The sequence below is a fragment of the Rhizobium jaguaris genome, from assembly GCF_003627755.1.
Taxonomy (GTDB): domain Bacteria; phylum Pseudomonadota; class Alphaproteobacteria; order Rhizobiales; family Rhizobiaceae; genus Rhizobium; species Rhizobium jaguaris.
On the sequence record NZ_CP032695.1, the window covers coordinates 2,299,916 to 2,325,840 of the forward strand.

Sequence of the window (25,925 nt, forward strand, 5' to 3'; positions counted from 1 at the left end):
CTTGGCACTCGGCCGAGCGCAGAGAAACGATCTTTTTCCGAGGCGACGCTTCATCAAAAACTTGGCAGGTCGGATCAGTCCGACACCTTGCGTCGCTCCATGGCGGGCGCAACCATTCCAGGGATATAGTCATCCGACACGAAGGACTGGCAGTGCTGCTGAAACATCTCGATCAACCGTGACTTGCGGCTCTGATTCAGCGTGATGACTCCGACAACCATTGGCTTCTGACCGCCGGAGATTGGAACACGTACTAATGGCCGGCCGTCCATAGCCAGCTGCGACCGGGGGCGAACATTGGCGATCGTATAGCCGTAACCGTTTGCCACCATAGTGCGGATAATATCCTGATATGCCGAGCGCATGACGATTGTCGGCTCGACGCCTGATTTCGCAAATAGGCCGAGGAAATATTCGCGGCTGATGGGCAGATCCAGCAGGATCAAGGGCGCATCGACGAGTTCGTCAAGGCTAACGGAAGAATAGCGCGCGAAAGGGTGCTCCTCCGCGACCAGGATGTGCGGCGGCAGTGTGGCCAGCGGAACGAAGTCGAAGCCTTCAGGAATGAGAAGATCGTAACTCAACGCGACGTCGATCTCAGCATGCTGCAGTTTTTCCAGCAGCTCCTCATGGTCGCTAACGGTCTGAATGATCCGGGTTTCCGGGAAGGCGGATGTGAAAGAGTGCGAAAGCTCCGGCATGATCATCGAAGCCAGTGTGACCATGCAGCCGAGCGACAGCTGGCCTCTGATCTTATCGTTCACCTCCGAGGCAACGGTATAGATGTTTTCCGCCTGCTCCACGAGTTGCTTCGCCTCAACCAACATCAGCCGCCCGGCGGGCGTCAGCGAAAGCCCCTTCGCATGATGGCGCACGAAAAGCTGCGTTTGCAGCTCGGTCTCAAGATGGGTGATCGCCGTCGAAATCGATGGCTGGGAGATGTTCAGCCGCTCCGACGCCAGCGTGATACTTCCTGTCTCCGCAGTCGCAATGAAATATTCGATCTGGCGCAGGGTGTATCTCATCGCGCCTTTATAAATCCGCTAGCCAAAAGAACAAGCAACGATCGGGGTACTATTCGTCCCCGGGTACACCGAAGGACGGCGCCGCATTGGGGTCGAGCGCGCGCTTGACGTAATCTTCCATCTGCGGCTCGTAGACAGACCAGAGACCTTGTAGGGCCTCAATCGGTTGGTCATGCCAGTCCACCCGAAGATCGACGATCGGCCAGGCGACATTGCGCACGACCTTCAGCCCTGCCGAGCGCACCGGCCCTGCTTCTCCGCCCGCCTCAAGACCGGCAGCGAGGGCTTGAACCAGCCGCGATGGCAAGTCGCCGTTGGCCGCTTCGAAGGCTGCGATCATGCGCTGGGGCACATCGGGATTCGCCAGCAAATTGCCGGCGGCAATGCGGCCTGTTCCTTTCGCCAGCGCGTGGACACCCAGCGTCCGCTCGCCGGAATGCCCGGCAACGTTGCCTTGTGCATCAACGATGGCCAGCTGCCGATAGGCGGCAAAGGGCGTCGACAACACGAGGCGCCCCAGGGCCTCCTCGGCCGTTGCGCCCATTGCCAGCATTTCCAGACCCGAGATCCCCAGGCTTGGATCGGTAATGTTCTGGCTGGCGACGACACCAGCGCCGGCACGTGTATGCGAACAGCGTGCCGCCACCGCCGGAGACGAGGAGGAGATAGCGAGACCGAACATACCGGTTTCTGCACAGCGGGCGGCGATGGAGAAGGTCATGGGGCGATACCTTTATTCCGGGATGACGGCGATGGCGTCGACTTCCACCAACCATTCGGGACGGGCAAGCGCAGAGACGACGATGCCCGTCGAGACAGGGAAGACGCCCTTTAGCCACTTGCCGACAACACGATAGACGGCTTCTCTATAGCGCGGGTCGACGATGTAGATGGTGATCTTGCAGACATGATCGAGCGAGGAGCCGGCCTCTTCCAGAAGCATCTTGATGTTGGCCATGGCCTGTTCGGATTGGCCAGAAACGTCGCCGATAGCGACGCTGGCAGACGTGTCGAGATCCTGACCTATCTGACCGCGGACGAAGACCATCGTGCCCTTGGCGACGACCGTCTGGCAGAGATCATTGTCCAGCTTCTGCTCGGGGTAGGTGTCTTTCGTGTTGAACTTGCGGATGCGGGTGTGAACCATGCTTGAACTCCTCGGAATAGAGAAAATGCTTTAGTGGCGGCGGTCGCTAGCACAGCGACAAAAGCTTAGGTCAGCTGTCACTCGCCGCTTCGGTTCGAAGGGCGATATTCATCATACTTGCGCTGGGTCGAGATGCAGTCGGCAAGATGCTTAGCATCGTGCCAGACGCCCCAGATGAAGCTTGATCCCCTGCGCGATTGCCATGGCAAGCCGAGGAAGTAGATGCCACGCTCGGCCGAAACGCCTCGCTGATGCTTCGGGCGGCCACGCTCATCAAATATATCTACTTTCAGCCAGCTGTAGTCCGATGCGAAGCCAGTCGCCCAGATGACCGTGCGGATGCCGGCTTGCCTGAGATCGAGGCTGAGGATTGGATTAGCCACGCAATCGGGCTCTGGCGCGATCCTGCGGGCTTCCGGATCTTCCGGCAGGTCGATGCCGTTTCGCTCCACATAGTCATCGGCCTCATCCAGCAAGGCCGTGTAGTTGGCATCGCCGCGTGCCAGGTTTTGGGCAAGGTCTTCCGAGAAAGCCAGCGCGGCTCCATCGAAGGAAACCGCACGGCCGAGCAAGGTCATCCCCTGGCCAGCTAGGCGACGAAAGTCAATCGTGTAGCCGCCGCGCGCGCCGCTCACCGCGATCGTCACGTGTTCGGTGCCAGGACCAGGCGTTTCGGCATCCCATTTTCCGAGTACCCCAAGCCACCAGCAGAAATCGCGACCGCGATAGGCACGCGGGGGGCGATCATGTGGGCCGACGGACAGATAGACGCGCCGTCCTGCCAGCAGGAGCTCCTCAGCTATCTGCGTCCCCGACGAGCCCGCGCCGATAACGAGAACAGCACCATCCGGCAATTGCCCGGGATTGCGATATTTGGTCGAATGCATCTGTATGATATCGGGCGCTTTCGCAATAAGCGCGGGAACGACAGGAACCTGGAAAGCTCCGGTCGCAGCAACAATATTCTGGGCCTCTATCACACCATCGGAGGTTTCCACCCGGAAGCCGGGGCGACCAACATGTCTTTCGACGCTTCTTACGTCTACACCGCAGCGAATGGGAGCATCGATCTGCTTGGCGTAAGCCTCGAAGTAATTGGCAACCGCTTCCTTCTGTGGAAAGCTGTCTGGATCCAAATTGGGAAACGCCATCCCAGGGAAACGGTCGTGCCACGCCGGTCCATTGGCAACCAGAGAATCCCACCGTTCCGTGCGCCAGCGCTCGGCAATCCGGCTGCGCTCAAGCACAAGGTGAGAAACACCGGCCTTGCTCAGGTGTTCGCTCATGGCAACTCCAGCTTGGCCGGCACCGACAACTAGAGTGTCCACGATTTCAACTGGCATAGCTGCGTCCTTTTCCCATTTCCGGGCCTTGTGTGGTTTCTCATCGCAGCTGTAGTGCACCCGCCCTGGGTAGAAAATTACGTTTTCATTTCGCAGTGCTTAGCCTATTGCTAAGCATGAACGTTTGATGGTGGCAGAGTAAGTTCGAAAAGCCTTATAGAGCGGCGACGTTACGACAGTCGCCCGCTATGGCACTTTTGGAAATGGCGGTAGGCCTTGAGCTAATTTGAACTCCGACCCCCGCTATCCCGTTGCATCAACGAGCTTTTCCAAGCTGCCTGACCTGAGAGATAAGTGACGTTTTGTACCGGACACATGGGTAACACTTTCCGCTTTTTGGCGGGAGGTGTTGATGCCGTGGAGAGAAACTTCGGTGATGGAGGAGCGTCTTCGATTTGTCGCCCGGCTGATTGAGGGCGAAGGGATGAGCGATGTGTGCCGAGAGTTCAGCATCTCGCGCAAGACCGGCTACAAGATCTTCAACCGTTATAAGGATGAGGCCCGGGAGCCGTGACGGATCGCTCCAGGCGACCGGTGCGCTACGCCGTGGCCTCTCAGTCTGCCTTGCAATTCGACGCCGATAGGCCCGCCCCAGGCAGCGCGGTTCAGTGCGATAACGCACTTGCAACCGTCGAGGCAGCAGGTCACAACCTATAATTCAAGCCAAATTTCCGAGAATATTTTTCTACTATCGTTCCTATATTTAGCAAATCGCGATAGGCTCGATTTCGACTCGGCCGCGCATCTGCTGCGTTGCGCCCGTGGAGCGAGACAACCAGCCAAAGATATGTCGACATGCCCAGCAAGACCTCTCCGCTCATTGCGTTTCAATCCAAGACATTCCGCTCGCTTTGGTCGGCAACGCTTATTTCGAATCTTGGGGGCTTGGTCGAAGGCGTCGGTGCTGCCTGGCTCATGACCAGCTTGGCCACGTCCCATGGGATGGTGGCACTGGTTCAGTCCTCGACGACGTTACCGGTGATGATCTTCTCGCTCGCCGCCGGAGCGCTGGCCGACAATTTCGACCGAAGGCGGATCATGCTGGTCGCGCAGTTATTGATGCTGAGCGTGTCCGCGACGCTGGTGGTGCTTTCCTATACCCACGTCTTGACGCCCTGGCTGCTTCTCAGCTTCACGTTCCTGATCGGCTGCGGCGGCGCTCTCCATAATCCGTCGTGGCAAGCTTCGATGGGTGACGTCGTTCCACGCGATCATCTGCCGGGCGCCGTTGCGCTCAACAGCATGAGTTACAATCTCATGCGCAGCATAGGCCCGGCGATCGGCGGCATCATCGTTGCGACCGCGGGCGCCCCCTTCGCTTTTCTTTTCAATGTCTTCTGTTATTTCGCGCTCATTTTCGCCTTATGGCGCTGGAAGAAAGATGCCTCCCGGAACGCGCTACCGCGCGAACCTTTCGGTAGCGCAATGTCGGCGGGCTTCCGCTACGTCTTGATGTCACCGAACCTTCTTAAGGTCATGTGTCGCGGATTTGTGTTCGGCTTGACCGCGATTGTCATTCTTGCCTTGTTGCCGCTCGTGGCGCGCGACCAGGTCAAGGGTACTGCAATTACTTACGGCGTGATGCTCGGCTTCTTCGGCTTGGGTGCCATATGCGGTGTGCTGCTTATCGGACGCATTCGCGAATTCTTGAGCAATGAATGGGTAATCCGCGGCGCCTTCCTCACGCTGGCCGCCAGCTGCGCCCTTCTGGCCCTGAGCCACCAGGTGTGGCTGAGCTGTTTGCTTCTCATGCCCGCGGGCGTCGCGTGGGTGCAGGCCTTCTCCCTGTTCAACGTCACCGTCCAGCTGTCGACGCCGCGATGGGTTGTCGGACGCGCGCTCTCGCTCTATCAGACCGCCACCTTCGGCGGCATGGCAGCGGGAAGCTGGGCCTGGGGCGCAATTGCCGACATCAACGGCGTTTCCGGCGCACTCCTCATCGCAAGTGCCGCCCTGGTTTTCGGCGGCCTGCTTGGCATTCTGCTGCAACAGCCCGATTTTGAGTCCCTTAATCTCGATCCAGCAAACATGTTCAGCGAACCCCAATTGCAGCTTGATTTGCGATCGAGGAGCGGGCCGATCATGGTCATGGTGGACTACAATATCGATCAGCAGGATATCCCGGAATTCCTGACCATGATGTCCCTGCGGCGCAGAGCAAGAATTCGCGATGGTGCAAAACAATGGGCGCTGCTTCGCGACCTCGAAAAACCGAACATATGGACGGAAAGCTATCACTTACCGACTTGGATAGAGTATGTTCGACACAGCCAGCGCCAGACATATGCAGATGCCGAGATCGCTGAGCGGCTGGACGCGCTGCATCGTGGCGAACAGCCGCCTGCAATCCACCATATGATTGAAAGGCAAGCGGTGCCCAGGCACGATGACATGCCATTGAAACCCTATCTTGACGCGACCTGACGCCGAGGCAGCGACAACAATCCTCGCCCTCTCCCGGAAGCCGATAACATCGGCTCGTCCGTCTTCCAGCCGTAGCGCCTCCTCCTCCGATACAAGCCGGGGCTGGTTAAGCACAAGGGCGACCTGAATCGGGTCCTTGCCGGTGCTCGACGTCCGACATCACTTCAGCGGCACGCGCAACAGACCCGTGACTACGGCGGCTTATGTCCCTTGTCTTTGCCGTCTGTACGCTAAGTCAATCTATAGCGCGTTCGGAGGAGATTCTCATGTTTAAGCGCATAGTTTTACTTGGCCTTACTTTGTTTCCGACAGTGGCTTTAGCGCAATCACCCGATCTTGAAGCGACGTGTAAAACAGTAGCCAAAAACTTCTTCTTGTCGGATGGACTCACAATCGGCACGGTTCAGTCCTTTCCTGAACTCAAGCCGCTAGGCGTGCGTATGACCTATTCCATGCGGCAAGGAACAGCGTCCGCCGAGATGACGGATACGTTCGAATGCGAATTCAATAAAGCTGACAAACCCCATGATCTTGCCAAGTTCTGTGTATCGACCACCTGCTATACGCCCAATGATAACGATGCCGACCGCAAGCGGCGTTTCGAGGAGATGCGTATCCTTCTGCAGCGAGCGGAAAAGTAGGTATGGCGAAATTTATGAACGTTGTCAGTCAATTAGTGGATTACTGTCTCGAGATCCATATCAGCATTGATGGCAGCGGCGGCTAGTCTTTCAAAATTGCGGCATAGCGTGGATCGAATTCCAGGCTGATCGGTCCGGCGGCGGCGCCGAGTGCGACGGACCAAGGGTCGGCCATGCCAACCTGCAAGCGCGGAACTGTCCGATCCGGGCGCTCGGCGAGCGACGGCAGCAATGGTCCCATGGCGGCGATCAGCCGATCCACCAGAATCTGCGGTGCGCTGCCGCATAGAATGACGGTCTGCGGATCGAAGACGGTTTCGATCAGGTGCACGCTCCATCTCAGATCGGATGCAGCCGCTTCGATCCATTCAACGATCCTGCGATCCTCAGCGGACACGAGGTCGCCGATCTTGGCATAGATATCCGGATCAGCCGGATCGAAGGATAGATATTGGTAGAGCGAAGCGAGCGAAGCGCGATGTTCGAGCGGCGTCGACTTGCCGCCGACGGACAGCAAGGCCATCCCGATTTCGCCGGCATTGCCGTTCGCACCGGTATAGAGCTCGCCGCCAAGAATAAGGCCTGCACCGATGCCATAGCCGATATAGAGGCAAACCGCATGATCCAGCCCATGCGCTGCGCCGACCATTCTTTCGGCGATCGTGGCTGCGGCAGCGTCGTTTTGGATGCTGACGTCGAGACCGGTGCCGAGGGCAAGGGTTTCAAGCAGCGGAAATTTTTGCCAGGCCTCCATCATCCAGGGATCATCACCGTTTCCGGCGAGGCCGAAGGGGCCCGGCATCGCCGCGCCGAGCCCGACGAGCCTCTGTTCGGATTGGGTTGCGATGACCGCCAGACGGCGCCGGACGGCGGCAACAAGATCGAGAATGACCCTGATGCCTGTCGTCGGCCCGCCCGAGGGAAGCTTCGCCTCCAGTCGTACCAGCACATTTCCGACGAGATCGACGGCAATCGCCCTTGTCATATGCCGGTCGATTTGGAGACCGATGGCAAACGCTCCTTCCGGAACCAAGGCATAGGGTGTCGAAGGCTGCCCGCGGCCGTTGCGCACCGTCTGCATCGATGTCACGAGGCCGTCGCGTTCGAGCTCCTCGATAATGTTGGAAACCGTTTGTTTCGTCAGCCGCGTTGCACGCGCCAGATCCGCGCGGGAGAGCGCTCCATTGACGCGCAAGGCATCGATCATCACCCGACGGTTATGGGCACTGGTGCCTTCGTGATTGGTGCCGCTCTTGGCGCGGATCGGGCGGGTATCGTTCATGTGCAATTCCCTCTTGACACCAGTAGAGTATTGAAGAAGTAATTAAGTCAAGACAATTGACTTAATAAGAAACCAAAGAGTTTCACGGGAACAACCCGGCCGAACGAGGCCCTGACGATGATCCAACAGGAACGAGGCATCCGATCCCGGCTGCCTTTTCAACAACCGGTCGCGACGCAGAGCCGCCATCGGAAATCCGGAAAGTCAAAAAACTGGAGGGTGTAATGTTGAAATCCATACACAAGACGCTGCTCGGCGCCGCGCTGATCGGCATGTCCTTTGCATCGCATGCATTTGCCGAAACGACGATCAACGCACTTTTTATGGCACAGGCCGCCTATAGCGAAGCCGACGTGCGCGCCATGACCGACGCCTTCACCAAGGCCAATCCCGATATCAAGGTCAACCTCGAGTTTGTTCCTTATGAGGGCCTGCACGACAAGACCGTGCTGGCACAGGGCTCCGGCGGCGGCTATGACGTCGTCCTCTTCGATGTGATCTGGCCGGCCGAATACGCGACGAACAAAGTGCTCGTCGACGTGTCCTCGCGCATCACCGACGACATGAAAAAGGGCGTGCTGCCCGGCGCCTGGACCACGGTTCAATATGACGGCAAATATTTCGGCATGCCGTGGATTCTCGATACGAAATATCTGTTCTACAACAAGGAAATCCTGGAAAAAGCCGGCATCAAGAACCCACCGAAGACCTGGGATGAGCTCGCCGAACAGGCAAAAACGATCAAGGACAAGGGACTGCTGGCGACGCCGATTGCCTGGAGCTGGTCGCAGGCCGAAGCCGCCATCTGCGACTACACGACACTCGTCAGCGCCTATAAGGGAGACTTCCTGAAGGACGGCAAGCCCGCCTTCCAGACAGGCGGTGGTCTCGATGCCCTGAAATACATGGTTTCAAGCTATACGTCCGGCCTTACCAATCCGAACTCCAAGGAATTTCTTGAGGAAGACGTCCGCAAGGTCTTCGAAAACGGCGACGCTGCTTTCGCGCTGAACTGGACTTACATGTACAACATGGCGAACGATCCGAAGGACAGCAAAGTGGCCGGCAAGGTTGGTGTCGTACCGGCTCCGGGCGTTGCCGGTAAGAGCGAAGCCTCTGCCGTGAACGGTTCGATGGGCCTCGGCGTCACGACCGCCAGCAAACATCCGGACGAAGCCTGGAAATACATCAGCTTCATGACCTCGCAGCCGACGCAGAACCAATATGCCAAGCTCAGCCTGCCGATCTGGGCGTCCTCCTATCAGGACCCTGCCGTCACGAAGGGACAGGAAGAACTGATCGCGGCGGCAAAGGTCGGCCTCGCCGCCATGTACCCGCGCCCGACGACGCCGAAATACCAGGAGCTTTCGACGGCGCTTCAACAAGCGATCCAGGAATCACTGCTCGGCCAGTCCTCGCCGGAAGATGCGTTGAAATCGGCTGCCGCTAACAGCGGTCTCTAAGGTCGCCTAAGACGGGCGGCGCAAAGTGCCGCCCGTTTTCAATCCAGCCCGACGAATAAAAAGAGTGGCCCTGAATGTCCGGCACCTGGATGACAACCCGCGCGTGGCTTTTGATGTTGCCGCTCCTCGTGGTCATGATCGCCGTCATTGGATGGCCCTTGGTCGATACCGTCCGTCTCTCCTTCACCGATGCCAAGCTTGTCGGCACCGAAGGCAATTTCGTCGGGATCGATAACTTTACAAAGATGTTGTCCGGTTCGAACTTCCAGCGGACCCTCGTCACGACCGCCTTGTTTGCGATCATTTCCGTTGCCGCCGAGATGGTGATCGGCGTGCTTGCCGCATTGCTGCTCAATCAGGAATTCCGTGGCCGCACGGCGCTGCGCGCACTGATGATCCTGCCTTGGGCACTACCGACCGTCGTGAATGCGACACTATGGCGGCTGATCTATAATCCGGAATATGGTGCCTTGAATGCTGCGCTGACGCAGCTTGGTCTGATTGATGCCTATCGTTCCTGGCTGGGGGAACCGGGCACCGCGCTGGCGGCGCTGATCGTCGCCGATTGCTGGAAGAATTTTCCCCTCGTCGCGCTGATCGCTTTGGCGGCGCTGCAGGCTGTTCCGCGGGAAATCACTGCTGCCTCGCTGGTCGACGGCGCCGGGCCGATAGCGCGTTTTCGCTTCGTGATCCTGCCATATCTCGCCGGTCCGCTGATGGTGGCGCTGGTGCTGCGGACCATCGAAGCCTTCAAAGTCTTCGATATCATCTGGGTCATGACGCGCGGCGGCCCCGCGAACAGCACACGCACATTGTCGATCCTTGTCTATCAGGAAGCCTTCTCCTTTCAGCGGGCTGGATCCGGCGCCTCGCTGGCACTGATGGTGACGCTGCTGGTGACGGTGCTCGCCGCCGGCTATGCCGCATTGGTGCGTAAGACGGTGGGGAGTGCTGCCTAATGGAACGCAAAAACCCGATCTTCACCCTATTCATCTACGTCTCCGCGATCGTGCTGGCCGCCGTCATTCTCGCGCCGATCCTCTGGCTGTTCGTCATGAGCATCTCGCCGGCGGCCGATCTCGCGGCGAAGCCGTTGCGCTGGTGGCCGCAAACGACCGATTTTTCCCGTTACCGGTTGTTGTTCTCGACGATCGAGAACAGCACTGGCGCCGCCTTCACTTCCTCGCTGCGCAACAGTATCGAGGTCGCCGGCATGGCGACAATCGCCGCCATTGCGCTGGCCATCCCGGCTGGCTGGGCCGTATCGCGCACGCCGTCGGTCGGCTGGTCGCTGTCCATGGTGATCGCCACCTACATGCTGCCGCCGGTGGCGCTCGCTGTGCCGCTCTATATGGGCCTTGCCTATCTCGGCATGCTGAACAACGTCTTCGGGCTTGCGCTTGTCTATCTCACCATCCTCGCGCCGTTCACGACCTGGCTGATGAAATCCGGTTTCGATTCCATTCCAAGAGAAATCGAATCCGCTGCCATGATCGACGGCGCCGGCCTGTTCCAGACGCTGAAGATCATTACGCTGCCGCTTGCGATGCCGGTGATTGCGACATCAGCGCTCTTCGCATTCCTGCTGGCCTGGGATGAATTCTTCTATGCGCTGCTCTTTACATCAGACCAGCGGGCGAAGACCCTGACCGTCGCCATAGCCGATCTGGCTGGCGGCCGTGTATCTGATTACGGACTGATTGCGACCGCCGGTGTGCTTGCCGCCCTGCCCCCGGTGCTGGTCGGTCTCGTCATGCAACGCGCCCTGATTTCGGGGCTGACAAGCGGCGGCGTCAAGGGGTGACCATGACCGAACAAAAAACACGACCGACGGGACTTGTTGCAATCGATCGCGAAATGGCGCGCCAGCATGCGGATGCCATTGCCTCCTACGAAGGCGCTTCCGAAATGGCTGCAAAGGCGGCCGCCTCGCTGAAGAGAACGGGCAAGCTCCTGCTGCTCGGCATGGGTGGATCGCACGCCGTCAACCGCGCGGTCGAACCGCTCTATCGCACTCTGGGCATCGATGCGATCGCGCTACCGCTATCCGAACAGCTCGGCCAGCCGCTGTTGCTGAACGGCCGGACGATCTTCGTTACCTCGCAATCCGGTGAAAGCGCCGAAGTGGTCCGTTGGTTCAATGAGGCCGGCGGTAGGGACGAGACATTCGGGTTGACGCTGGAAGGCCACTCATTCCTGGCAAAGACTGCACCGTCCCTAGTCGGCGCCGGCGGCACGGAATTGGCCTTCGCTGCAACACGCAGCCTGACTGTCACCTTTGCCCTGCATCTCGCAATCCTTGCAGCGCTTGGTGAAGATCCGACAGCAGCGCTTGCCGTTTTGAAATCGCCTCAAGACATCGACATCACCACCGCACTCTCCGCACTCGCGAACGTCCAAACAGTCGTTACCTCTGGCCGCAGATTGCAGGGCGTCGCGGAAGCGCTCGCACTTGGTTTGACGGAGCTGTCTCGCCGCCCATGTTTCTCGCTCGAAGGCGGGCAGCTTCGGCACGGGCCGATGGAAATGCTCGGACCGAACATGGGCGTCGTTCTGTTCCGTGGGCGGGACAATACGGCAGGCCTTGTCACCGCGATGATCGTCTCCGCCGTGGAAACCGGTGCTCCGACCGTCGTCTTCGATGCATCCGGCGAGGAGCCGGTGGCGGGAGCAGTGACGCTCCGCTTCGAGCCCGCAAGCGGCCTCGCGGCGATCTTCGCCATGTTGCCCGTCGCACAACGGCTGATGATCGCTTTTGCCGAAGCCCGCGTCGACAATGCCGGAACGCCGGTCCGCTCGACGAAAATCACGCGGAGTGAATGAATGAAGCCGCTTGCAGTCATCGGTAATGTCAATGTCGACTTGATTCTTGGGCCTGCGGCGCCTTGGCCGAAGGCAGGCACCGAAATCATCGTCGACCATGACGAACTGCGTGTCGGCGGTGCAGCCGGAAATAGCGCGCTCGCGTGGGATGGGCTTGGCGTCAGCTTCGAGATCGCCGCGAATGTCGGCAGCGATCAGTTTGGTCGCTGGCTGAGCGAAGCCTTTGGCGAACGCGCGGCGCATTGGCCGGTGCGGCCGGAGCCGACGACGCTTTCGGTGGGCATTACCCATCCCGACGGCGAACGGACCTTTTTTACGACCCGCGGTCACCTGCCACGTCTCAGCCTTGCAGACGTCCTTGCCGTTCTCGACGGGCCGAAGCTTTCCGGCGGCTACGCTCTGCTCTGTGGCTCCTTCCTGACCGACGACCTGACCCAAGACTACGACGCCTTGTTCAATTGGGCCGATGAACACCGGATCACTGTCGCCCTCGATACCGGATGGCCGCTCGATGGTTGGACAGACGAAAACTGCGCCGCCGCGCTTGGATGGCTGTCGCGTTGCGGCGTCGCCCTGTTGAATGAGGTCGAAGCAACCACGCTCGCAGGTCTCGATGATCCGGCAGACGCTGCACGCCAGCTTCGCTCGCATATGCCGGATGGGGCTGTTGTCGTCGTCAAACGTGGTCCCGATGGCGCGATCGCCATCGATCAGCGGGGCGAATTCGTTGTAGCCACCGCCCCCAACGTGAAAGTCGTGGATACGATCGGCGCCGGCGATGTCTTCAATGCCGCGTTCCTGGCGGCGCTTGCCCGCGGCGAGCCACTTTCGATCTCCTTGACGGCTGGAACTGAGGTCGCCTCACGCGCCATTTCCACCCTTCCCCGTAGCTACGGCAAGCTCAAGGCTTCCGCGGAGACCATGCGATGAGCGCGCTCGAAATCCAGAATATTCGCAAGACCTATAGTCAAGTCGAGACACTGAAAGGCATCGACATCTCGCTTGAAAGCGGCGAATTCCTGGTGCTGCTCGGCTCCTCCGGCTGCGGTAAGTCCACGCTGCTGAACATCATCGCCGGTCTTGCCGAGGCGACCAGCGGTGACGTGCGGATAGGCTCTCGCTCGGTTCTTGGCGTGCACCCCAAAGACCGCGACATCGCCATGGTGTTCCAATCCTATGCGCTCTATCCAAACTTGACGGTCCATCGCAATATCGGCTTCGGCCTTGAGATGCGCAAAGTGCCGGCGGCAGAGCGCGACAAGGCCGTGCGCGAGGCGGCGAAACTGCTCCAGATCGAAAATCTGCTGGACCGCAAGCCAAGCCAGCTTTCCGGTGGCCAGCGGCAGCGCGTCGCAATCGGCCGAGCACTGGTGCGCAAGCCGGAAGTCTTCCTTTTCGATGAGCCGCTTTCGAACCTCGACGCCAAACTGCGCATGGAAATGCGCACGGAACTCAAACGTCTTCATCAGATGCTGAAGACGACGATCGTCTATGTCACCCACGATCAGATCGAGGCGATGACGCTCGCCACCCGGATCGCGGTCATGCGGGATGGAAAGATCGAACAGTTGGGCACGCCGGAGGAGATCTACAACAGCCCTGCAACGCTCTATGTCGCAACCTTCGTCGGCGTACCGCCTATGAACCTTTTGAAGACGACGCTTCGCCGCGAAGGGTTGGAGTTGCAAGGCGCAGGCACGTATCTGCGGCTTCCCGATCGCTTCAAGGGTAAGGTGGAAGAAGGCCAGCAGCTTGTTCTCGGCATACGGCCGGAGGCATTGCGCCTGGAACAAGCCGCTCTGTCGATCGAGGCTATGCCTGAAATAGCGGAGCTGACCGGCCCCGAACTCGTCGTCACCGCCCTCGCCGGAGATCAGCGGTTGACCGCTTGTCTTCCTCCGCGCACGTCAATCGGAAACAACCGTAAGCTAACGCTATCCTTCGACGATGAAGCGATACATCTTTTTGACGCAGAAACGGGCCTCAGCTGCCTTCGTTAGGCGACTGAGCTGATTATTTCGCATCGTGAAAGATGATCCCGACCGTATGGCGCATGCCTGATCGAAGACGGCTGACGCCGTGCCGGAGGTTGACGCGGTAGCTCCCCTTGGAGCCCTGAACCGGACGATTGTGGACCGCAAAGGCGACCGCGTCGCCCTGGCGCAACGGCACCACCTCGACGCGGCTTTGCATCCGCGGGCGCTGTTCCGTCAGGACGAACTCGCCGCCCGTGAAATCCCTCCCCGGTTCGGAAAGCAGGATCGCCACCTGCAGCGGAAATGCGAGGTCGCCATAGAGGTCCTGGTGCAGGCAGTTAAAGTCGCCCGGGACGTATTGCAACAGCAATGGCGTCGGCCGCGTCTGGCCCGCATCATGGCATTGCTTGAGTAACGCAGCATGGTTTGCGGGGTAACGCTGATCGATACCCATGCGGCCGTTCCAGTCGTTGGCAACCTCGGCCAACCGCGGATAAAGTGCCGTGCGCAGACCGCCAAGCAGGTCGGGCAACGGATATTTGAAATAGCGGTATTCGCCCTTGCCGAAGCCATGGCGCGCCATGTGAATATGGCTGCGGAAATGCTCCTCCTGCGGATAAAGATCGGCAATCGCCCGGCATTCCTCAGGCGACAGCAACCTCTCCATAACCGCGCAGCCGTACCCGCTCAGTTCTTCCGACAGCTTCTGCCAATCATAGGCAGCGACCCGCGCCTCCGCGGCGGAGGCCGATGGATCAAGTTTGGAATGGGCATTCATGCTCTAGCCTCCTTCTCGATGAGAGCACGCTTTCGCTCGATGCCCCAGCGATAGCCCGACAACGTGCCATTGCTGCGGACGACCCGGTGGCAGGGTATGCCCAAAGCGATTGCGTTTGCCGCACAGGCGCTGGCAACCGCGCGGGCTGCCTTCGGCTCGCCGATGCGTCGGGCAAGCGCGGCGTAGGTTACCATGGCGCCGCATGGAATTGCGCGAAGAGCATCCCACACCCGGCGCTGGAACGGCGTGCCACGCCGCATATCGAGCGGCAGATCCAACCCGGCTTCCGGTCTTTCGATGAACTGGGCAACCTTGTCGATGTCGTCGCAGAGGCGCGGTTCGTCCGAGATCAGTTTATTCGTCGGAAAGCAGACGGCGAGATCATTCGTTAGCGCATCGTCGTCCGATCCGATCAGGATAGCACAGACCCCGACGGCGCTGCGTGCGACGAGAATTTTGCCTAAGGTGCTATCGCCGATCGAATAGGCGATAGCGTTTTGGATGTCTGTCCTCGTCGTCAGCAGCTCGCGCCGCGATGAGGTATCGGTGTTGATGAGGTTCATTTGCTTAGCTCGATGATCCTTATGATCATCGACAGTAGAGCTGCAGACGTCGGCCCTCACTCCGGTCCTTGCTTTCAAATCGACAACTTTTCTCGGCTATTGGTGATTCACCGTCGATTATCTCTTCGGGGAAAACAATCTCGTTTTAGCCATGCCGGTAGCCTCGGACTGGCGGTCAGCAGTTCCATCGGGGTCAAACGGGCCGGTCGTGTTGAGCCTATCGGAACGTCCCGATCATGGGGTGAAGGATCGGCCGATAGCCTGCCCGAAGCGCCATGAATGTCGACGGCGGGGTCAGCATGCCGTCGGCGTGGGTGAGTTCCTGTGGCGGCTCATAGCCATGCTCTGCCCAGCGAAAAGCTCGGCCATTGGCAATCGTGTAAGCCGAACCGTCTGCCGCGACAACCGTACCATCCGGCAGCTGAGAGTGTGGTCCCGGAAGCGGGTGTATCCGCTTGCGCCCGCGCTCCGTGCGTTCGCTGTGGAGGACGGCATCCATGATGGTTACCGAGGGCTCGGCCTGTCCCCTCGCGCCCGCCCACGCCGCGCGGAATTTTTTAGCGGCATCGCGCCGACAGAAGAAACAAGGACGATGGCCGGCTGCCAATGCCACGGCCTCATCGAGAAAGAAGAGTTCGGTCCAGCTCCGGCTGGCCATGACATCTCGGCGGCGGCCTTTGTATTCGCAAGTGCAAACCAGCCATGCCTTGGTCGACCAGCGTTTGTTCAGCAACGTTTTGGTAGCCGGATCGTGGATGATACCGCGATTGCCCGTAAACAGTCCTCGTTGCGAAATGGCAACGATATCGCCAAAGGGGGTCACGCGATTCTGAAGCGGAGCGCTCATGGGAGAATATTGCCTCGCTCGCGCGGCGTGCGCCAGAGATATCGCGATGCAGCGGTGCGACGCGGGGAGATGCTCATCGGGTCCTCAGCGGCCTTCGGCCGCTTCACGATCAAGCAGAACACGTTTTCGCTCCACGCCCCAGGCGCAGCCGGAAAGCGAACCGTCGTTCCGCACCACCCGATGGCACGGGATCGCGACGGCCAGATTATTGGCCGCGCATGCTGCGGCAACGGCGCGCACCGCCTTGGGCGAGCCGATCCGGAGGGCAACCTTCGCGTAGGAAACAGTCTGGCCAGCCGGTATTTGCTGCAAGGCCTGCCAAACGCGCCGCTGAAAGGCCGTTCCGCGAACATCAAGCGGCAAGTCGATCCCGAGACCGGGCGCTTCCACGAGACCGACAACGCGCGCCACAAGGGCTTCGTAATCGCCATCGGCGCCGATCAGATTGGCGTTGGGAAAACGATCCTGAAGATTGCGCACCAGCGCATCGGGATCGCTGCCGAGGAGAATGGCCGCCACGCCTCTTTTGCTCGACGCCACCAGGATCGCGCCCAGGGACGATTGACCGACCGCAAAACGTATATCCTCGTTGGCACCTCCCAATCGATATTGGGTCGGCGTCATTCCGAGCATATCGGTGGATTTTTCGTAGAAACGCCCGCTCGAATTAAACCCGGCATCGTAGATCGCTTCGGTCACGCTGTTGCCGTTTGCAAGGCCTTCGCGCACCTTGGCGGCACGATGTGCCGAGGCGTAGTCCTTGGGCGTCAGGCCGGTTGCCGATTTGAACAGCCGGTGAAAATAGCTGGCGCTGCGTCCGGCAGCGTCCGCGAGCTCGTTCAGAGACGGTTCTTCCTCGCTCTCTTCGATCAAGCGGCAAACGCGCGCGACGATCGCGGCGTTCTCATCATCCGTGGAAGGGCCATCCGGATTGCATCGCTTGCAGGCGCGAAAACCGGTCGCTTTGGCAGCTTCCAGCGAGTCATGCAGTTGCACGTTCCTGGGGTTTGCGGTTCGCGACGGACAGGACGGCCGGCAATAGACGCCGGTCGTCGCCACCGAGTACCAGAGATGACCATCGGCAGACCGGTCACGGGTGACAATGCGTGCCCAACGCGGATCATCGGCCACCGCTGTTTGTGTAAAAGTCGTCCGGTTTCTGGGCATCACGGTCATATCGTTCGTCCCTGTATTATCCAGCGCAAGGACACCATTCTTGGCAGTCGAAGAGCCGCGCGGCCACCCGATTCCTGCGTGACCAGAGACCACAGGAGGTCGCCGCCCGGAACGATGGGCGGCGGCCTCTCCATCAGGCGGCCTTGATGAGGCCAAGCTGCGCGAGCGCCGTCACACCGTCATCGAGGCCGATTTCCTCGGCGATCTTGCCGTTCTCGATGCGCAGGATCGTGGTGCCGGTGAAGCGCATCTTGCGTCCGGTTGCAGCCGGCAGCGAACCGACCAGAAAGTCGGCAAACGCCGGACCGTTGTGGGTGCCGCCGCCTTCCCACTGGCCGACGACATAGTCGCCTTCGGCAATGAGATCGGCTGTGCCCCAGAAATTGAGATCCGGGAATGCCGTGCGAAAATCAGTCATAAAGGCCTTGATATCGTCACGGCCACGACGCGGCTCATGCAGCGAGTATTTCAGCAACATGTCCGGCGCGGCGATGTCGTCGACGACAGACAGGTTGCAGGTCTCACCCCAGAATTCGGTGAACCAACGCGCAACGATGGCCTTGTTGTCTTCTTCTTTGCTCATGTGGATTTCCTTCTTGATCTATCCAGCAGGGATCACCGATCTCGGTCGATGACCTGAACAAAGGGATAGGCCGGTCCGGCGGCGTCAAAACTCCGGTTCTTGCCCCGCAATCGAATCCGTCGAGTTACAAAGCCGCCGGAACGCAACTACCCCAGATAGCGCTTTCGACTGCTTATGGTGGTGACAGACGCCGCATAAAAGGAGATGGTTTGGTTTGAAAGCAAGGAACGGGGTGCCGGCCGACCGGATCGGTGGGAAAGTTCGCCTGTCACAGAGGGAGAACGCAGATGAAAGCTCAAATCACCGTGCTTGCCGCGCTCGCGGTCTTCGCAGCCTCTCCGGCGTCCGCAATCGAGCGGCTGCGAACCGACACGAGGTCGTGCGCTGAAATCCAGTCCTTCGTTCGGGCGAACCGCGCGGTTATCCTGCAGTATCCGCCGTCCCGGGGTTCCGGTCCTCTGCTCTATGACCGCGCCGTCGCCAATTCCAATGTTTGCCTTGGCAACGGCTTCGCTGAACAAAGCTATGTGCCGTCGAAGGATACACGCAATTGCGCCATCTGGATCTGTAGCCCCACCACCGATCTACGCCCGTGATCAGGCCAGTCCTGGATTGGAAGAAAGGTACAGGAAAGAGTTGCTGTGCCCGAAGCTCGACAGGTTTAGACGATCAGACAACAACGACAAGCTTTCCCATGGCACCGTCACCCTCCATAAGACGATGCGCTTCGCGAATGTCATGAAAGTCAAAAGTCCGAGCCGGCTTGGCATTGTAGATGCCGGCCTCCACCTGTTCGACGATGGCTTGCAAGGGAACGTCATCAAGTTCGAAGTCTGGCGTACCGAACATGAAGCTGGCAAAAAAACTGAGCTGAACGCCGCTCGGCATATGCGACAGCGGATCGAACGCGTCGATACCGCTGCCGCCGCCAAGAAAACCTGCCATGCAGAGATGGCCGCCCCGTCGCACCATCTTCAGTGAATCCAGCAGGGTTGACGTGCCGACGATATCGAGGACAGCGTCGAGGCCCGATGAATAATGCCGGCGTATGGTCTCGCTGAGCGACGGCTCGTCCAAGACAGCTTGGTGTGCGCCAAGATCGCGAAGGCCCGACAGCCGTTCCGGCCGGCGCGTCGTCGCAATAACAATGGCGCCTGCAGCGGCGGCAATGTTGATCGCAGCCTGGCCGAGTGCGGAGGTTGCACCTCTGATTAGAAGTGTCTGTCCATCGGCGATCGTGAGATTGCGATGCAGACATGTCCACGCTGTCGCATAGGATTCAGGAATGGCGGCGAGGTCCGCCCACGACAGTCTCGATTTGATCGGTACGACATTAGCTGCGGGAACACGTGTCTGCTCGGCATAGCTGCCATTGATGCTGCGTCCCATACCACCCATCAGCGCGGCAACCTTGGTCCCGATTTCAAATCGGCCACTCGGATCATGCAGGATTTCTCCAACGCATTCGATGCCGCTGATCTTCGCGACCTCACCCCACTTGCCGCTGCGCATATACGTCTCGGCGCGATTGAGACCAAATGCACGCACGGCGATGACGATGGTTCCCTCTGTCGGCTCGGGATCCGTTTGATGGATTATTTCGAGGACATCCGGTCCCCCATATTCCTTGAACCTTATGGCTTTCATGACTTTCTCCCTTGTTTGGACAAAGCCTTTTTATCGGAGAGTTTCGTAGATATATTGTTCGAAATTCGAGCAATCTTTTTAGAGAAAATCTACAATGAATGGCATTACGTTGCAGCAGTTGAAGTGTTTTGATGCGGTTGCCACAGAAGGCAGCTTTCAGGCTGCCGCCGATCGGCTGCTGCGCACCCATCCGACCGTGGTCGCCGCCGTAAGAAATCTGGAGGTGCAACTCGGCTTTCCACTTCTCGACCGCAGCGGCTATCGCGTAGTCCTGACAGAAAGAGGCCGTGCTTTTCATGCCAAGGCGCAAAATCTCTTGCGACAGGCCGATGGCCTCGGCACATTCGGGAAGCAGCTTGCCATGGGAGAAGAAACGGCATTGCGGGTGGTTGTCGGCGACCTCTGCCCACTTGAGCCGACGCTGCAATGCCTGCGAAATTTTTCGATAGACAATCCTGCGACCCGTCTCGATCTCTATTTCGAAGCGATCTCAGGACCCTGGGAGCGGCTCGCGGACGACGAGGCCGATTTGATCTTTCATCACATAGACAAGAGCGACCCCTTGTTCGACTACATCGACCTCTCCTCCGTCGACCTTGTTCCCGTTATCGCACCGGAAGTATTCCCCGGCTCTTCTACCCGAACAGATCACGCCGCCTCATCTTCAAGACCTCGTGCAATGCATCATCCGTGATACGGCCCGCCATTCGCCACCGAAAGACTACTACGTCCTTAGAGGTGCAAGATATCTCACCGTCAGCGATCAGCTCATGAAGAAACAGGTGATCCTGAATGCGATGGGCTGGGGACACATGCCGCATTTCCTGGTCGAAGAGGAAATACGCCAAGGCCTCCTCATCGACTTTACCAATGCCGACTTCAAGGGCGGCCGCATCGATCTGGTGGCCGCCCGCCGCAGGGACAGACCACACGGGCCGGCCGCTAATCGGCTATGGCGCTACATAGCCGCACACATCGGTCGTTGGACGCCGTAAGGACGCGCCATCTGTCTTCGTCAGCGGCGATCGCTGGCGTCGATTCGCCGATTGACAATCCTGCCGGTCATTCGGATATCGCGCTCTTCTTTGATGGATGCCTTGTCGAACGAATCGGCCGTAGGTCAACCGGAGGCTGACATTGGCGTGAAATCGCTCATCGCACCGCTGAAAGGCTTTGGCAGTGGAGAGGCGTAGGAGCCGCGCTTGCTGGTGGAAAGGCCGAGCGACACCAGAGCTTCCGCCTGTTTGACGGCCGCCGCGACGCCGTCGATCACCGGCACGCCGTAGATCTCCTGCAACTCGCGCGCAAGATCGGTCATGCCGGCGCAACCGAGCACGATCGCTTCTGCTCCGTCTTCTTCCAGCGCTCGTTCGATTTCAGACCGCAGCTTGCCGATCGCGCCGGATGCGGCATCCTCGAGTTCCAGTACGGCGATATCGGAGGCACGCACCTTTGCCCGCCCGCCCATGCCGTAACGTTGGATGAGGTTGTCGATCAGGACCCGCGAACGCTCCAGCGTTGTCACGACCGTGAAGCGCTGGGCGAGAAAGCCGGCCGTCGCGACGGCGGATTCGCAAAGCCCGAGAACAGGGACATCCGAAAACGTGCGCGCCGCGTCGAGACCCGTATCATCGAAACAGGCGACGATCGCGGCATCATAACCCGTCGTCTGCCGCTCCTTGAGTTCGCTCAGAAGGCCGGGAACGGCAAGGGCGCCGTCATAATATCCCTCGATAGAGGCTGGTCCCGTCCGTGAGGTGGCGGCAATGATTTCTGTCCCCGACGCAGCGACAGCGCGGGCGGTAATCGCGGCCTTTTCGGTCATCGACGCACTGGTGTTCGGATTGATGAGCAATAAACGCATGATCTCAGCTTTTCTTGGCCTGCCGGCGGCCAAGCATGGCCATGATGCCGAGCGCCACGAGAATGATGGTGAAGGAAAAGAGGGTCGTCACCGTTCCCAGCGCATAAAGCACGGGTGTGGTGACGTTGGTGGTCATGCCGTAGATCTCCAGGGGCAGCGTGTTGTAGGTGCCGGATGTCATCAACGTGCGCGCGAACTCGTCATAGGACAGCGTGAAGCCGAACAGACCGACGCCGATCAGGCTCGGCGCGATCATCGGCAGCACGACGTAGCGGAAGGTCTGCCATGAAGTCGCCCCGAGATCGCGAGCGGCCTCCTCGTAAGCCGGCGAAAAACGGTTGAAGACGGCGAACATGATCAGCACGCCGAAGGGAAGAGTCCAGGTCAGATGTGCGCCGAAGGCGGAGGAATACCAGGCCGGAGCAAGACCGCCCTGCTGGAAGACGACGCCGATGCCGAGGGAAATGATGATGGACGGAACCACGAGACTGGCAACCGTCGCGTAGAACAGCAGCGACGCCCCGCGGAAGCCGCGGCGGAAGGCCAGGCCCGCGAGCAGCGAGACGACGACAGTAACGATCATCACCATCAGCCCGAGCATGAAGGATCGACGGAAGGAGGCGCCGAAATCGCCGACCGCCTGTTTCTCAAACAGGTTTGCAAACCAATGCAGCGAGACACCGTTCAACGGGAAGGTCAGGCCGCCATCCGGTCCCTGGAAGGAGAGGATGAGGATCGCCGAAAGAGGCCCATAAAGGAACAGCACGAAGACGATGAAAAAGATCGCCAGGACATAGAATTCCAGGCTGCGTTTTTCGCGGTTCATCTCAAAGCTCCTTGCGGATATCGACGACCCGCAGGATGGCGGAGACCATCAGCAGGACGAGGATCAGCAGCACGACAGCATTCGCAGCCGCGGCCGGGTATTGCAGCAGCGACATCTGATTTTTCATCATCAGCGCGATGGAGGCGCTCTGGCCGCCGGACATGACCTGCACGGTCGAAAAATCCGCCATGACCAGCGTAACAACAAAGATCGTGCCGATCGCCATACCGGGCTTGGCAAGCGGGATCACGACGTTCCAAAGGACCTGCCAGCCGCTGGCGCCGGCGTCGCGCGCCGCTTCGAACAGCGAGCGGTCGATGCGCATCAGCGTGTTGAAGATCGGCGTCACCATGAACAGCGTATAAAGATGCACCATGGCGAGCACGACGGCAAAATCGGAATAGAGAAGCCATTCGATCGGCTTCGGAATGAGCCCCATCTGGATCAGGGTCGAATTGACGAGACCGTTGCGCCCGAGCACCGGGATCCAGGAGATCATACGGATGATGTTCGACGTCATGAAAGGCACGGTGCAGACGAGGAAGAGGATCATCTGCGTCGACGTGCGGCGGATATGGAAGGCGAGGAAATAGGCGACCCAGAAACCGATCACCAGCGTCAATGCCCAGACGATGGCGGTGAATTTCAGGGTGTTGAGATAGGTCTTCCAGGTGACCCACGAACCCAGCGTATCGGTGTAGTTCGTGGTCAGGAAGGCGGGATAGAGACCGGCGAAATCATAGTCCCAGAAACTGACGACGCCGATCATCGTGATCGGCAGGAGGAAGAAGAAACCCAGGATCAGAAAGAGCGGCGCTGCCTGCAGATAGGAGATGAGCCATAGCGGCACGCCGAAACCACCACCTGCTTTCCGTATTGCCTGGTCTGTTTCCGATGAAGCGATCGTCGCCATGTTCCGGTCTCTCCGTTAGCGGCTTCCTCCCCCCGCTTGCGGGGAGAGGATTGGATTGGGGGGCGATACTTAGGCGGCGATGAACTCGTTCCAGCGGCGGACCATATAGCGGTCTTCGTCCATCACGGAGTTCCAGCAGGCGACCGCGCCCATACGGGCTTCGAACGAGCCGCCGTCGCGAACGGCGCCGGCCTTCTCCATGACCTTGCCTTCAGGAGACAAGATATCGCCCTGCGCCGGCTTGCCCTCGATCCAGTAACCCCATTCGTCGGCCGACATGAATTGCTTGGCCGTTTCCATGCAGGCCGAGTAGTAACCCTGGCGGTTGAGATAACCGCCGACCCAGCCGGACGTGTACCAGTTGATATATTCATAGGCCGCATCGAGCTGTGCGCCCTTGAGGTGCGAGGCGAGGCCGAGACCGCCGCCCCAGGCGCGATAACCTTCCTTGAGCGGCTGGAAGGTGCAAGGGATGCCCTTCGAACGAACGGCGGCAACGGCCGGTGACCACATCGACTGGATGACGACTTCGCCCGACGCCATCAGGTTGACGCTTTCGTCGAAGGACTTCCAGAAGGCGCGGAACTGGCCGTCACCCTTGGTCTTGATCAGGAAGTCAATCGTCTTGTCGATCTCCGCCTTCGTCATGTTGCCCTTATCGGCGTATTTGATCTTGCCGGCAGCTTCCATGATCATTGCAGCATCCATGATGCCGATCGACGGGATGTTGAGGATTGCGGTCTTGCCCTTGAAGGCCGGATCGAGGATGTCGGCCCAGCTCGTGATCGGACGGCCGGTCAAGTCCGGACGGATGCCCAAGGTGTCGGCATTGTAGATGGTCGGAACCATCGTCATCCACTGCGTCGGCTCCTTGGCGAATTTCTTTGAACCCTGCGCTTCGACGAAGCCGACCGTGTGCGGCGCCGTGCCCTGGGCGATGACACTGTCCGGCTTCAGCTTGCCGTTGATGAACAGCGGCACGATCTTGTCGTAATATTTGAGCTTCTTGACGTCCATCGGCTGCATGACGCCGGTCGGGAAGACCTTCTTGGCGATCCAGTATTCGATGTCGGCTATGTCATAGCTGTCCGGCTGGGTAACGGCGCGCTGGGCGGCGGCGTCGGAATCGGTCGCCGTCATCTCCAGCGTGATGCCGAGATCGGCTTTGCACTTCTCGGCGATCGCATTGATGTTCGAAACGCCGGTGCCGAACTGGCGAAGCGTGATGTTCGATTGCGCCCAGATGGTCGGAAAGCCGGTGATGAGGCCGGAGCCGGCGATCGCGCCGGCGGCGGCAGCGCCGGTCTTCAAAAGCGAACGGCGGGAGATTCCCTTTGCCGGCTTGGTTGTCTTCGTTTCAGTCGTCATGTCAGTTCCCCTTTTGTGATGCTTACGAGTTATGCGGAAACCCGGCCAAGGAGGATCGCGTCCTCCAGGGCCCAGCTCAGAGACACCGCATCGCCGACCGATACCGGTTTGGCGAAGTAATCGCCGTCGCTCGCGATGACCGTGAAGTCGTCGCTGCCCGCGCCGATGACGGTGATTTTCACCGACGCGCCGCGATATTCGATGTTGGAGACGATACCGTTGAAGCCGAGGGTCTTTTCGGAGGCCTCCTGCAGGCGTACACGGTCGGTGCGGATGCCGATATCGATAGCTTCGCCCACGTCCCGGCCGGTTCCGCGCACCGAAAAAGCCTGCCCCTCGGGCACGACCATCGTCAGCACACCGTTTTCGCTGGATGCCACCCGGCCGGAGAGTACGTTGTGATCGCCCATGAAGCGGGCGACGAAAGCCGTCGCCGGGCGCTCGAAGACTTGACGGGGCGCAGCCGCCTGCTCGATCCTGCCATCGTTCATGATGACGATGATATCGGCGAGCGCCATGGCCTCTTCCTGGCTATGCGTCACATGCACGAAGGTGATGCCCAGCGTCTTCTGCAGCTTCTTCAGCTCGGCGCGCATGCGGATCTTCAGAAACGGATCGAGCGCTGACAGCGGCTCGTCGAGAAGCAGGGCCTCGGGATCGGTAATCAGAGCGCGGGCAAGCGCCACACGTTGCTGCTGCCCACCGGAAAGCTGTGCTGGACGCCGTGTGGCATAGGCTTCCATCTGCATCAGCTTCAGCATGTCAAGCGCCTTGGCCCGGCGGTCGTCCTTGTCCACGCCCTTCATCTTCAGGCTGAAAGCGACATTGTCGATGAGATCGAGATGCGGAAAGAGCGCATAGGACTGGAACATCATCGCCGTTCCGCGCTTGGCAGGCGGGAAATCGGTGACAACGATATTTCCTAGACGGATATCGCCCGACGAGATGCTTTCATGGCCCGCGATCATGCGTAGGGTTGACGTCTTGCCGCAGCCGGATGGCCCCAGAAAACAGCAATAGGAGCCGGCCGGAATCTTCAGGCTTATGGCATGCACGGCGGTCGTCGTGCCATAGACCTTCGAAACGGATGCTATATCGATCTCTGCCGCTTTCGACATCGTGTCTCCCTCTGTTCGAGAAAGACAATGCATCTGCTGTGCCAGTTCTGGTGCAGTGCACCAACTCTTTGTGATTCATGGTTTTTTGCTGCGGACTCAGAAAATTGCCTCATGAGAG

Annotated in this window: 27 protein-coding genes and 1 pseudogene; 12 read left to right on the forward strand and 16 right to left on the reverse strand. The window is 59.4% G+C overall.

Annotated elements, in window-relative coordinates; genetic code table 11:
• Nucleotides 1-74 precede the first annotated feature (74 nt).
• The 4 genes from CCGE525_RS32765 to CCGE525_RS32780 all read right to left on the reverse strand — a co-directional run bounded on the left by CCGE525_RS32765 (nucleotide 75) and on the right by CCGE525_RS32780 (nucleotide 3,515).
• Complete coding sequence (locus tag CCGE525_RS32765; protein WP_120708328.1) at nucleotides 75-1,025, reverse strand: LysR family transcriptional regulator; 951 nt, start codon at nucleotides 1,023-1,025, stop codon at nucleotides 75-77.
• Between the two features lie 49 nt (nucleotides 1,026-1,074).
• Nucleotides 1,075-1,746, reverse strand: a complete 672-nt coding sequence (locus CCGE525_RS32770; protein WP_120708329.1) for a DUF1028 domain-containing protein — start codon at nucleotides 1,744-1,746, stop codon at nucleotides 1,075-1,077.
• 12 nt (nucleotides 1,747-1,758) lie between these two features.
• Nucleotides 1,759-2,172, reverse strand: coding sequence for a RidA family protein (locus tag CCGE525_RS32775; RefSeq protein WP_120708330.1), 414 nt, complete (start codon nucleotides 2,170-2,172; stop codon nucleotides 1,759-1,761).
• Nucleotides 2,173-2,249: 77 nt separating this feature from the next.
• Nucleotides 2,250-3,515: a flavin-containing monooxygenase gene (locus tag CCGE525_RS32780; protein ID WP_120708331.1), complete on the reverse strand. Its 1,266-nt coding sequence runs from the start codon at nucleotides 3,513-3,515 to the stop codon at nucleotides 2,250-2,252.
• Nucleotides 3,516-3,867: 352 nt separating this feature from the next.
• On the opposite strand from CCGE525_RS32780, the pseudogene CCGE525_RS32785 reads away from it, so the two are divergent.
• From CCGE525_RS32785 to CCGE525_RS32795, 3 genes and pseudogenes are all read left to right on the forward strand, one after another.
• Nucleotides 3,868-4,061 (forward strand): annotated as a pseudogene (locus CCGE525_RS32785) (helix-turn-helix domain-containing protein); the annotation flags it as partial.
• Nucleotides 4,062-4,310: 249 nt separating this feature from the next.
• Complete coding sequence (locus tag CCGE525_RS32790) at nucleotides 4,311-5,939, forward strand: MFS transporter (protein ID WP_120708332.1); 1,629 nt, start codon at nucleotides 4,311-4,313, stop codon at nucleotides 5,937-5,939.
• 266 nt (nucleotides 5,940-6,205) lie between these two features.
• A complete protein-coding gene (locus CCGE525_RS32795) occupies nucleotides 6,206-6,580 on the forward strand; it encodes a hypothetical protein (RefSeq protein WP_120708333.1) in 375 nt (124 codons plus the stop codon).
• 82 nt (nucleotides 6,581-6,662) lie between these two features.
• Here the strand turns inward: CCGE525_RS32795 and CCGE525_RS32800 are convergent, their stop codons facing one another.
• Nucleotides 6,663-7,862 carry an ROK family transcriptional regulator gene (locus CCGE525_RS32800; protein ID WP_120708334.1) on the reverse strand — a complete coding sequence of 400 codons (1,200 nt, stop codon included), beginning with the start codon at nucleotides 7,860-7,862 and terminating at the stop codon, nucleotides 6,663-6,665.
• Nucleotides 7,863-8,086: 224 nt separating this feature from the next.
• On the opposite strand from CCGE525_RS32800, the gene CCGE525_RS32805 reads away from it, so the two are divergent.
• From CCGE525_RS32805 to CCGE525_RS32830, 6 genes are all read left to right on the forward strand, one after another.
• The gene (locus CCGE525_RS32805; protein ID WP_120708335.1) at nucleotides 8,087-9,325 is read left to right on the forward strand and encodes an extracellular solute-binding protein; all 1,239 of its coding nucleotides are present in this window, start codon (nucleotides 8,087-8,089) and stop codon (nucleotides 9,323-9,325) included.
• Nucleotides 9,326-9,399: 74 nt separating this feature from the next.
• Nucleotides 9,400-10,284 (forward strand): carbohydrate ABC transporter permease, encoded by an 885-nt coding sequence (locus tag CCGE525_RS32810; RefSeq protein WP_120708336.1) that lies wholly within the window; start codon nucleotides 9,400-9,402, stop codon nucleotides 10,282-10,284.
• On the forward strand, nucleotides 10,284-11,129 hold the full coding sequence (locus CCGE525_RS32815) for a carbohydrate ABC transporter permease (protein WP_120708337.1): 846 nt from the start codon (nucleotides 10,284-10,286) through the stop codon (nucleotides 11,127-11,129). The genes CCGE525_RS32810 and CCGE525_RS32815 overlap by 1 nt, the downstream gene beginning before the upstream one ends.
• 2 nt (nucleotides 11,130-11,131) lie before the next feature.
• Nucleotides 11,132-12,148, forward strand: coding sequence for an SIS domain-containing protein (locus CCGE525_RS32820; protein ID WP_120708338.1), 1,017 nt, complete (start codon nucleotides 11,132-11,134; stop codon nucleotides 12,146-12,148).
• A complete protein-coding gene (locus tag CCGE525_RS32825; protein WP_120708339.1) occupies nucleotides 12,149-13,078 on the forward strand; it encodes a PfkB family carbohydrate kinase in 930 nt (309 codons plus the stop codon).
• Complete coding sequence (locus CCGE525_RS32830; protein ID WP_120708340.1) at nucleotides 13,075-14,148, forward strand: ABC transporter ATP-binding protein; 1,074 nt, start codon at nucleotides 13,075-13,077, stop codon at nucleotides 14,146-14,148. The genes CCGE525_RS32825 and CCGE525_RS32830 overlap by 4 nt, the downstream gene beginning before the upstream one ends.
• 13 nt (nucleotides 14,149-14,161) lie before the next feature.
• On the opposite strand, the gene CCGE525_RS32835 is transcribed toward CCGE525_RS32830, so the two are convergent.
• The 5 genes from CCGE525_RS32835 to CCGE525_RS32855 all read right to left on the reverse strand — a co-directional run bounded on the left by CCGE525_RS32835 (nucleotide 14,162) and on the right by CCGE525_RS32855 (nucleotide 18,071).
• Nucleotides 14,162-14,902 carry a 2OG-Fe(II) oxygenase gene (locus CCGE525_RS32835; RefSeq protein ID WP_120708341.1) on the reverse strand — a complete coding sequence of 247 codons (741 nt, stop codon included), beginning with the start codon at nucleotides 14,900-14,902 and terminating at the stop codon, nucleotides 14,162-14,164.
• Nucleotides 14,899-15,465 (reverse strand): methylated-DNA--[protein]-cysteine S-methyltransferase, encoded by a 567-nt coding sequence (locus CCGE525_RS32840; protein ID WP_120708342.1) that lies wholly within the window; start codon nucleotides 15,463-15,465, stop codon nucleotides 14,899-14,901. Before CCGE525_RS32840 ends, CCGE525_RS32835 begins: the two co-directional genes overlap by 4 nt.
• A 217-nt stretch (nucleotides 15,466-15,682) precedes the next feature.
• Nucleotides 15,683-16,312, reverse strand: a complete 630-nt coding sequence (locus CCGE525_RS32845) for a hypothetical protein (protein ID WP_120708343.1) — start codon at nucleotides 16,310-16,312, stop codon at nucleotides 15,683-15,685.
• Between the two features lie 84 nt (nucleotides 16,313-16,396).
• Complete coding sequence (gene ada, locus CCGE525_RS32850; RefSeq protein WP_120708344.1) at nucleotides 16,397-17,488, reverse strand: bifunctional DNA-binding transcriptional regulator/O6-methylguanine-DNA methyltransferase Ada; 1,092 nt, start codon at nucleotides 17,486-17,488, stop codon at nucleotides 16,397-16,399.
• 133 nt (nucleotides 17,489-17,621) lie between these two features.
• Nucleotides 17,622-18,071, reverse strand: coding sequence for an ester cyclase (locus CCGE525_RS32855; RefSeq protein ID WP_120708345.1), 450 nt, complete (start codon nucleotides 18,069-18,071; stop codon nucleotides 17,622-17,624).
• Between the two features lie 287 nt (nucleotides 18,072-18,358).
• Between CCGE525_RS32855 and CCGE525_RS32860 the strand changes: the two genes are divergently transcribed.
• Entirely contained in the window at nucleotides 18,359-18,667 is a 309-nt protein-coding gene (locus CCGE525_RS32860; protein WP_120708346.1) for a hypothetical protein, read from the forward strand.
• A 73-nt stretch (nucleotides 18,668-18,740) separates the two neighbouring features.
• Here CCGE525_RS32860 and CCGE525_RS32865 read toward each other — a convergent pair whose 3' ends face one another.
• Entirely contained in the window at nucleotides 18,741-19,718 is a 978-nt protein-coding gene (locus tag CCGE525_RS32865; protein ID WP_120708347.1) for a zinc-binding dehydrogenase, read from the reverse strand.
• Nucleotides 19,719-19,812: 94 nt separating this feature from the next.
• Between CCGE525_RS32865 and CCGE525_RS32870 the strand changes: the two genes are divergently transcribed.
• Both CCGE525_RS32870 and CCGE525_RS39255 read left to right on the forward strand, forming a co-directional pair.
• Nucleotides 19,813-20,412, forward strand: a complete 600-nt coding sequence (locus CCGE525_RS32870) for a LysR family transcriptional regulator (RefSeq protein WP_245472237.1) — start codon at nucleotides 19,813-19,815, stop codon at nucleotides 20,410-20,412.
• Between the two features lie 76 nt (nucleotides 20,413-20,488).
• Nucleotides 20,489-20,713, forward strand: coding sequence for a LysR substrate-binding domain-containing protein (locus tag CCGE525_RS39255; RefSeq protein ID WP_245472238.1), 225 nt, complete (start codon nucleotides 20,489-20,491; stop codon nucleotides 20,711-20,713).
• A 125-nt stretch (nucleotides 20,714-20,838) separates the two neighbouring features.
• Here the strand turns inward: CCGE525_RS39255 and CCGE525_RS32875 are convergent, their stop codons facing one another.
• From CCGE525_RS32875 to CCGE525_RS32895, 5 genes are all read right to left on the reverse strand, one after another.
• Complete coding sequence (locus tag CCGE525_RS32875; RefSeq protein WP_120708348.1) at nucleotides 20,839-21,582, reverse strand: aspartate/glutamate racemase family protein; 744 nt, start codon at nucleotides 21,580-21,582, stop codon at nucleotides 20,839-20,841.
• Between the two features lie 4 nt (nucleotides 21,583-21,586).
• On the reverse strand, nucleotides 21,587-22,408 hold the full coding sequence (locus tag CCGE525_RS32880) for an ABC transporter permease (protein ID WP_120708349.1): 822 nt from the start codon (nucleotides 22,406-22,408) through the stop codon (nucleotides 21,587-21,589).
• A 1-nt stretch (nucleotide 22,409) separates the two neighbouring features.
• Nucleotides 22,410-23,321: an ABC transporter permease gene (locus CCGE525_RS32885; RefSeq protein WP_120708350.1), complete on the reverse strand. Its 912-nt coding sequence runs from the start codon at nucleotides 23,319-23,321 to the stop codon at nucleotides 22,410-22,412.
• A 69-nt stretch (nucleotides 23,322-23,390) separates the two neighbouring features.
• Nucleotides 23,391-24,689 (reverse strand): ABC transporter substrate-binding protein, encoded by a 1,299-nt coding sequence (locus tag CCGE525_RS32890; protein ID WP_120708351.1) that lies wholly within the window; start codon nucleotides 24,687-24,689, stop codon nucleotides 23,391-23,393.
• Nucleotides 24,690-24,718: 29 nt separating this feature from the next.
• Entirely contained in the window at nucleotides 24,719-25,807 is a 1,089-nt protein-coding gene (locus CCGE525_RS32895) for an ABC transporter ATP-binding protein (RefSeq protein WP_120708352.1), read from the reverse strand.
• Nucleotides 25,808-25,925 lie beyond the last annotated feature (118 nt).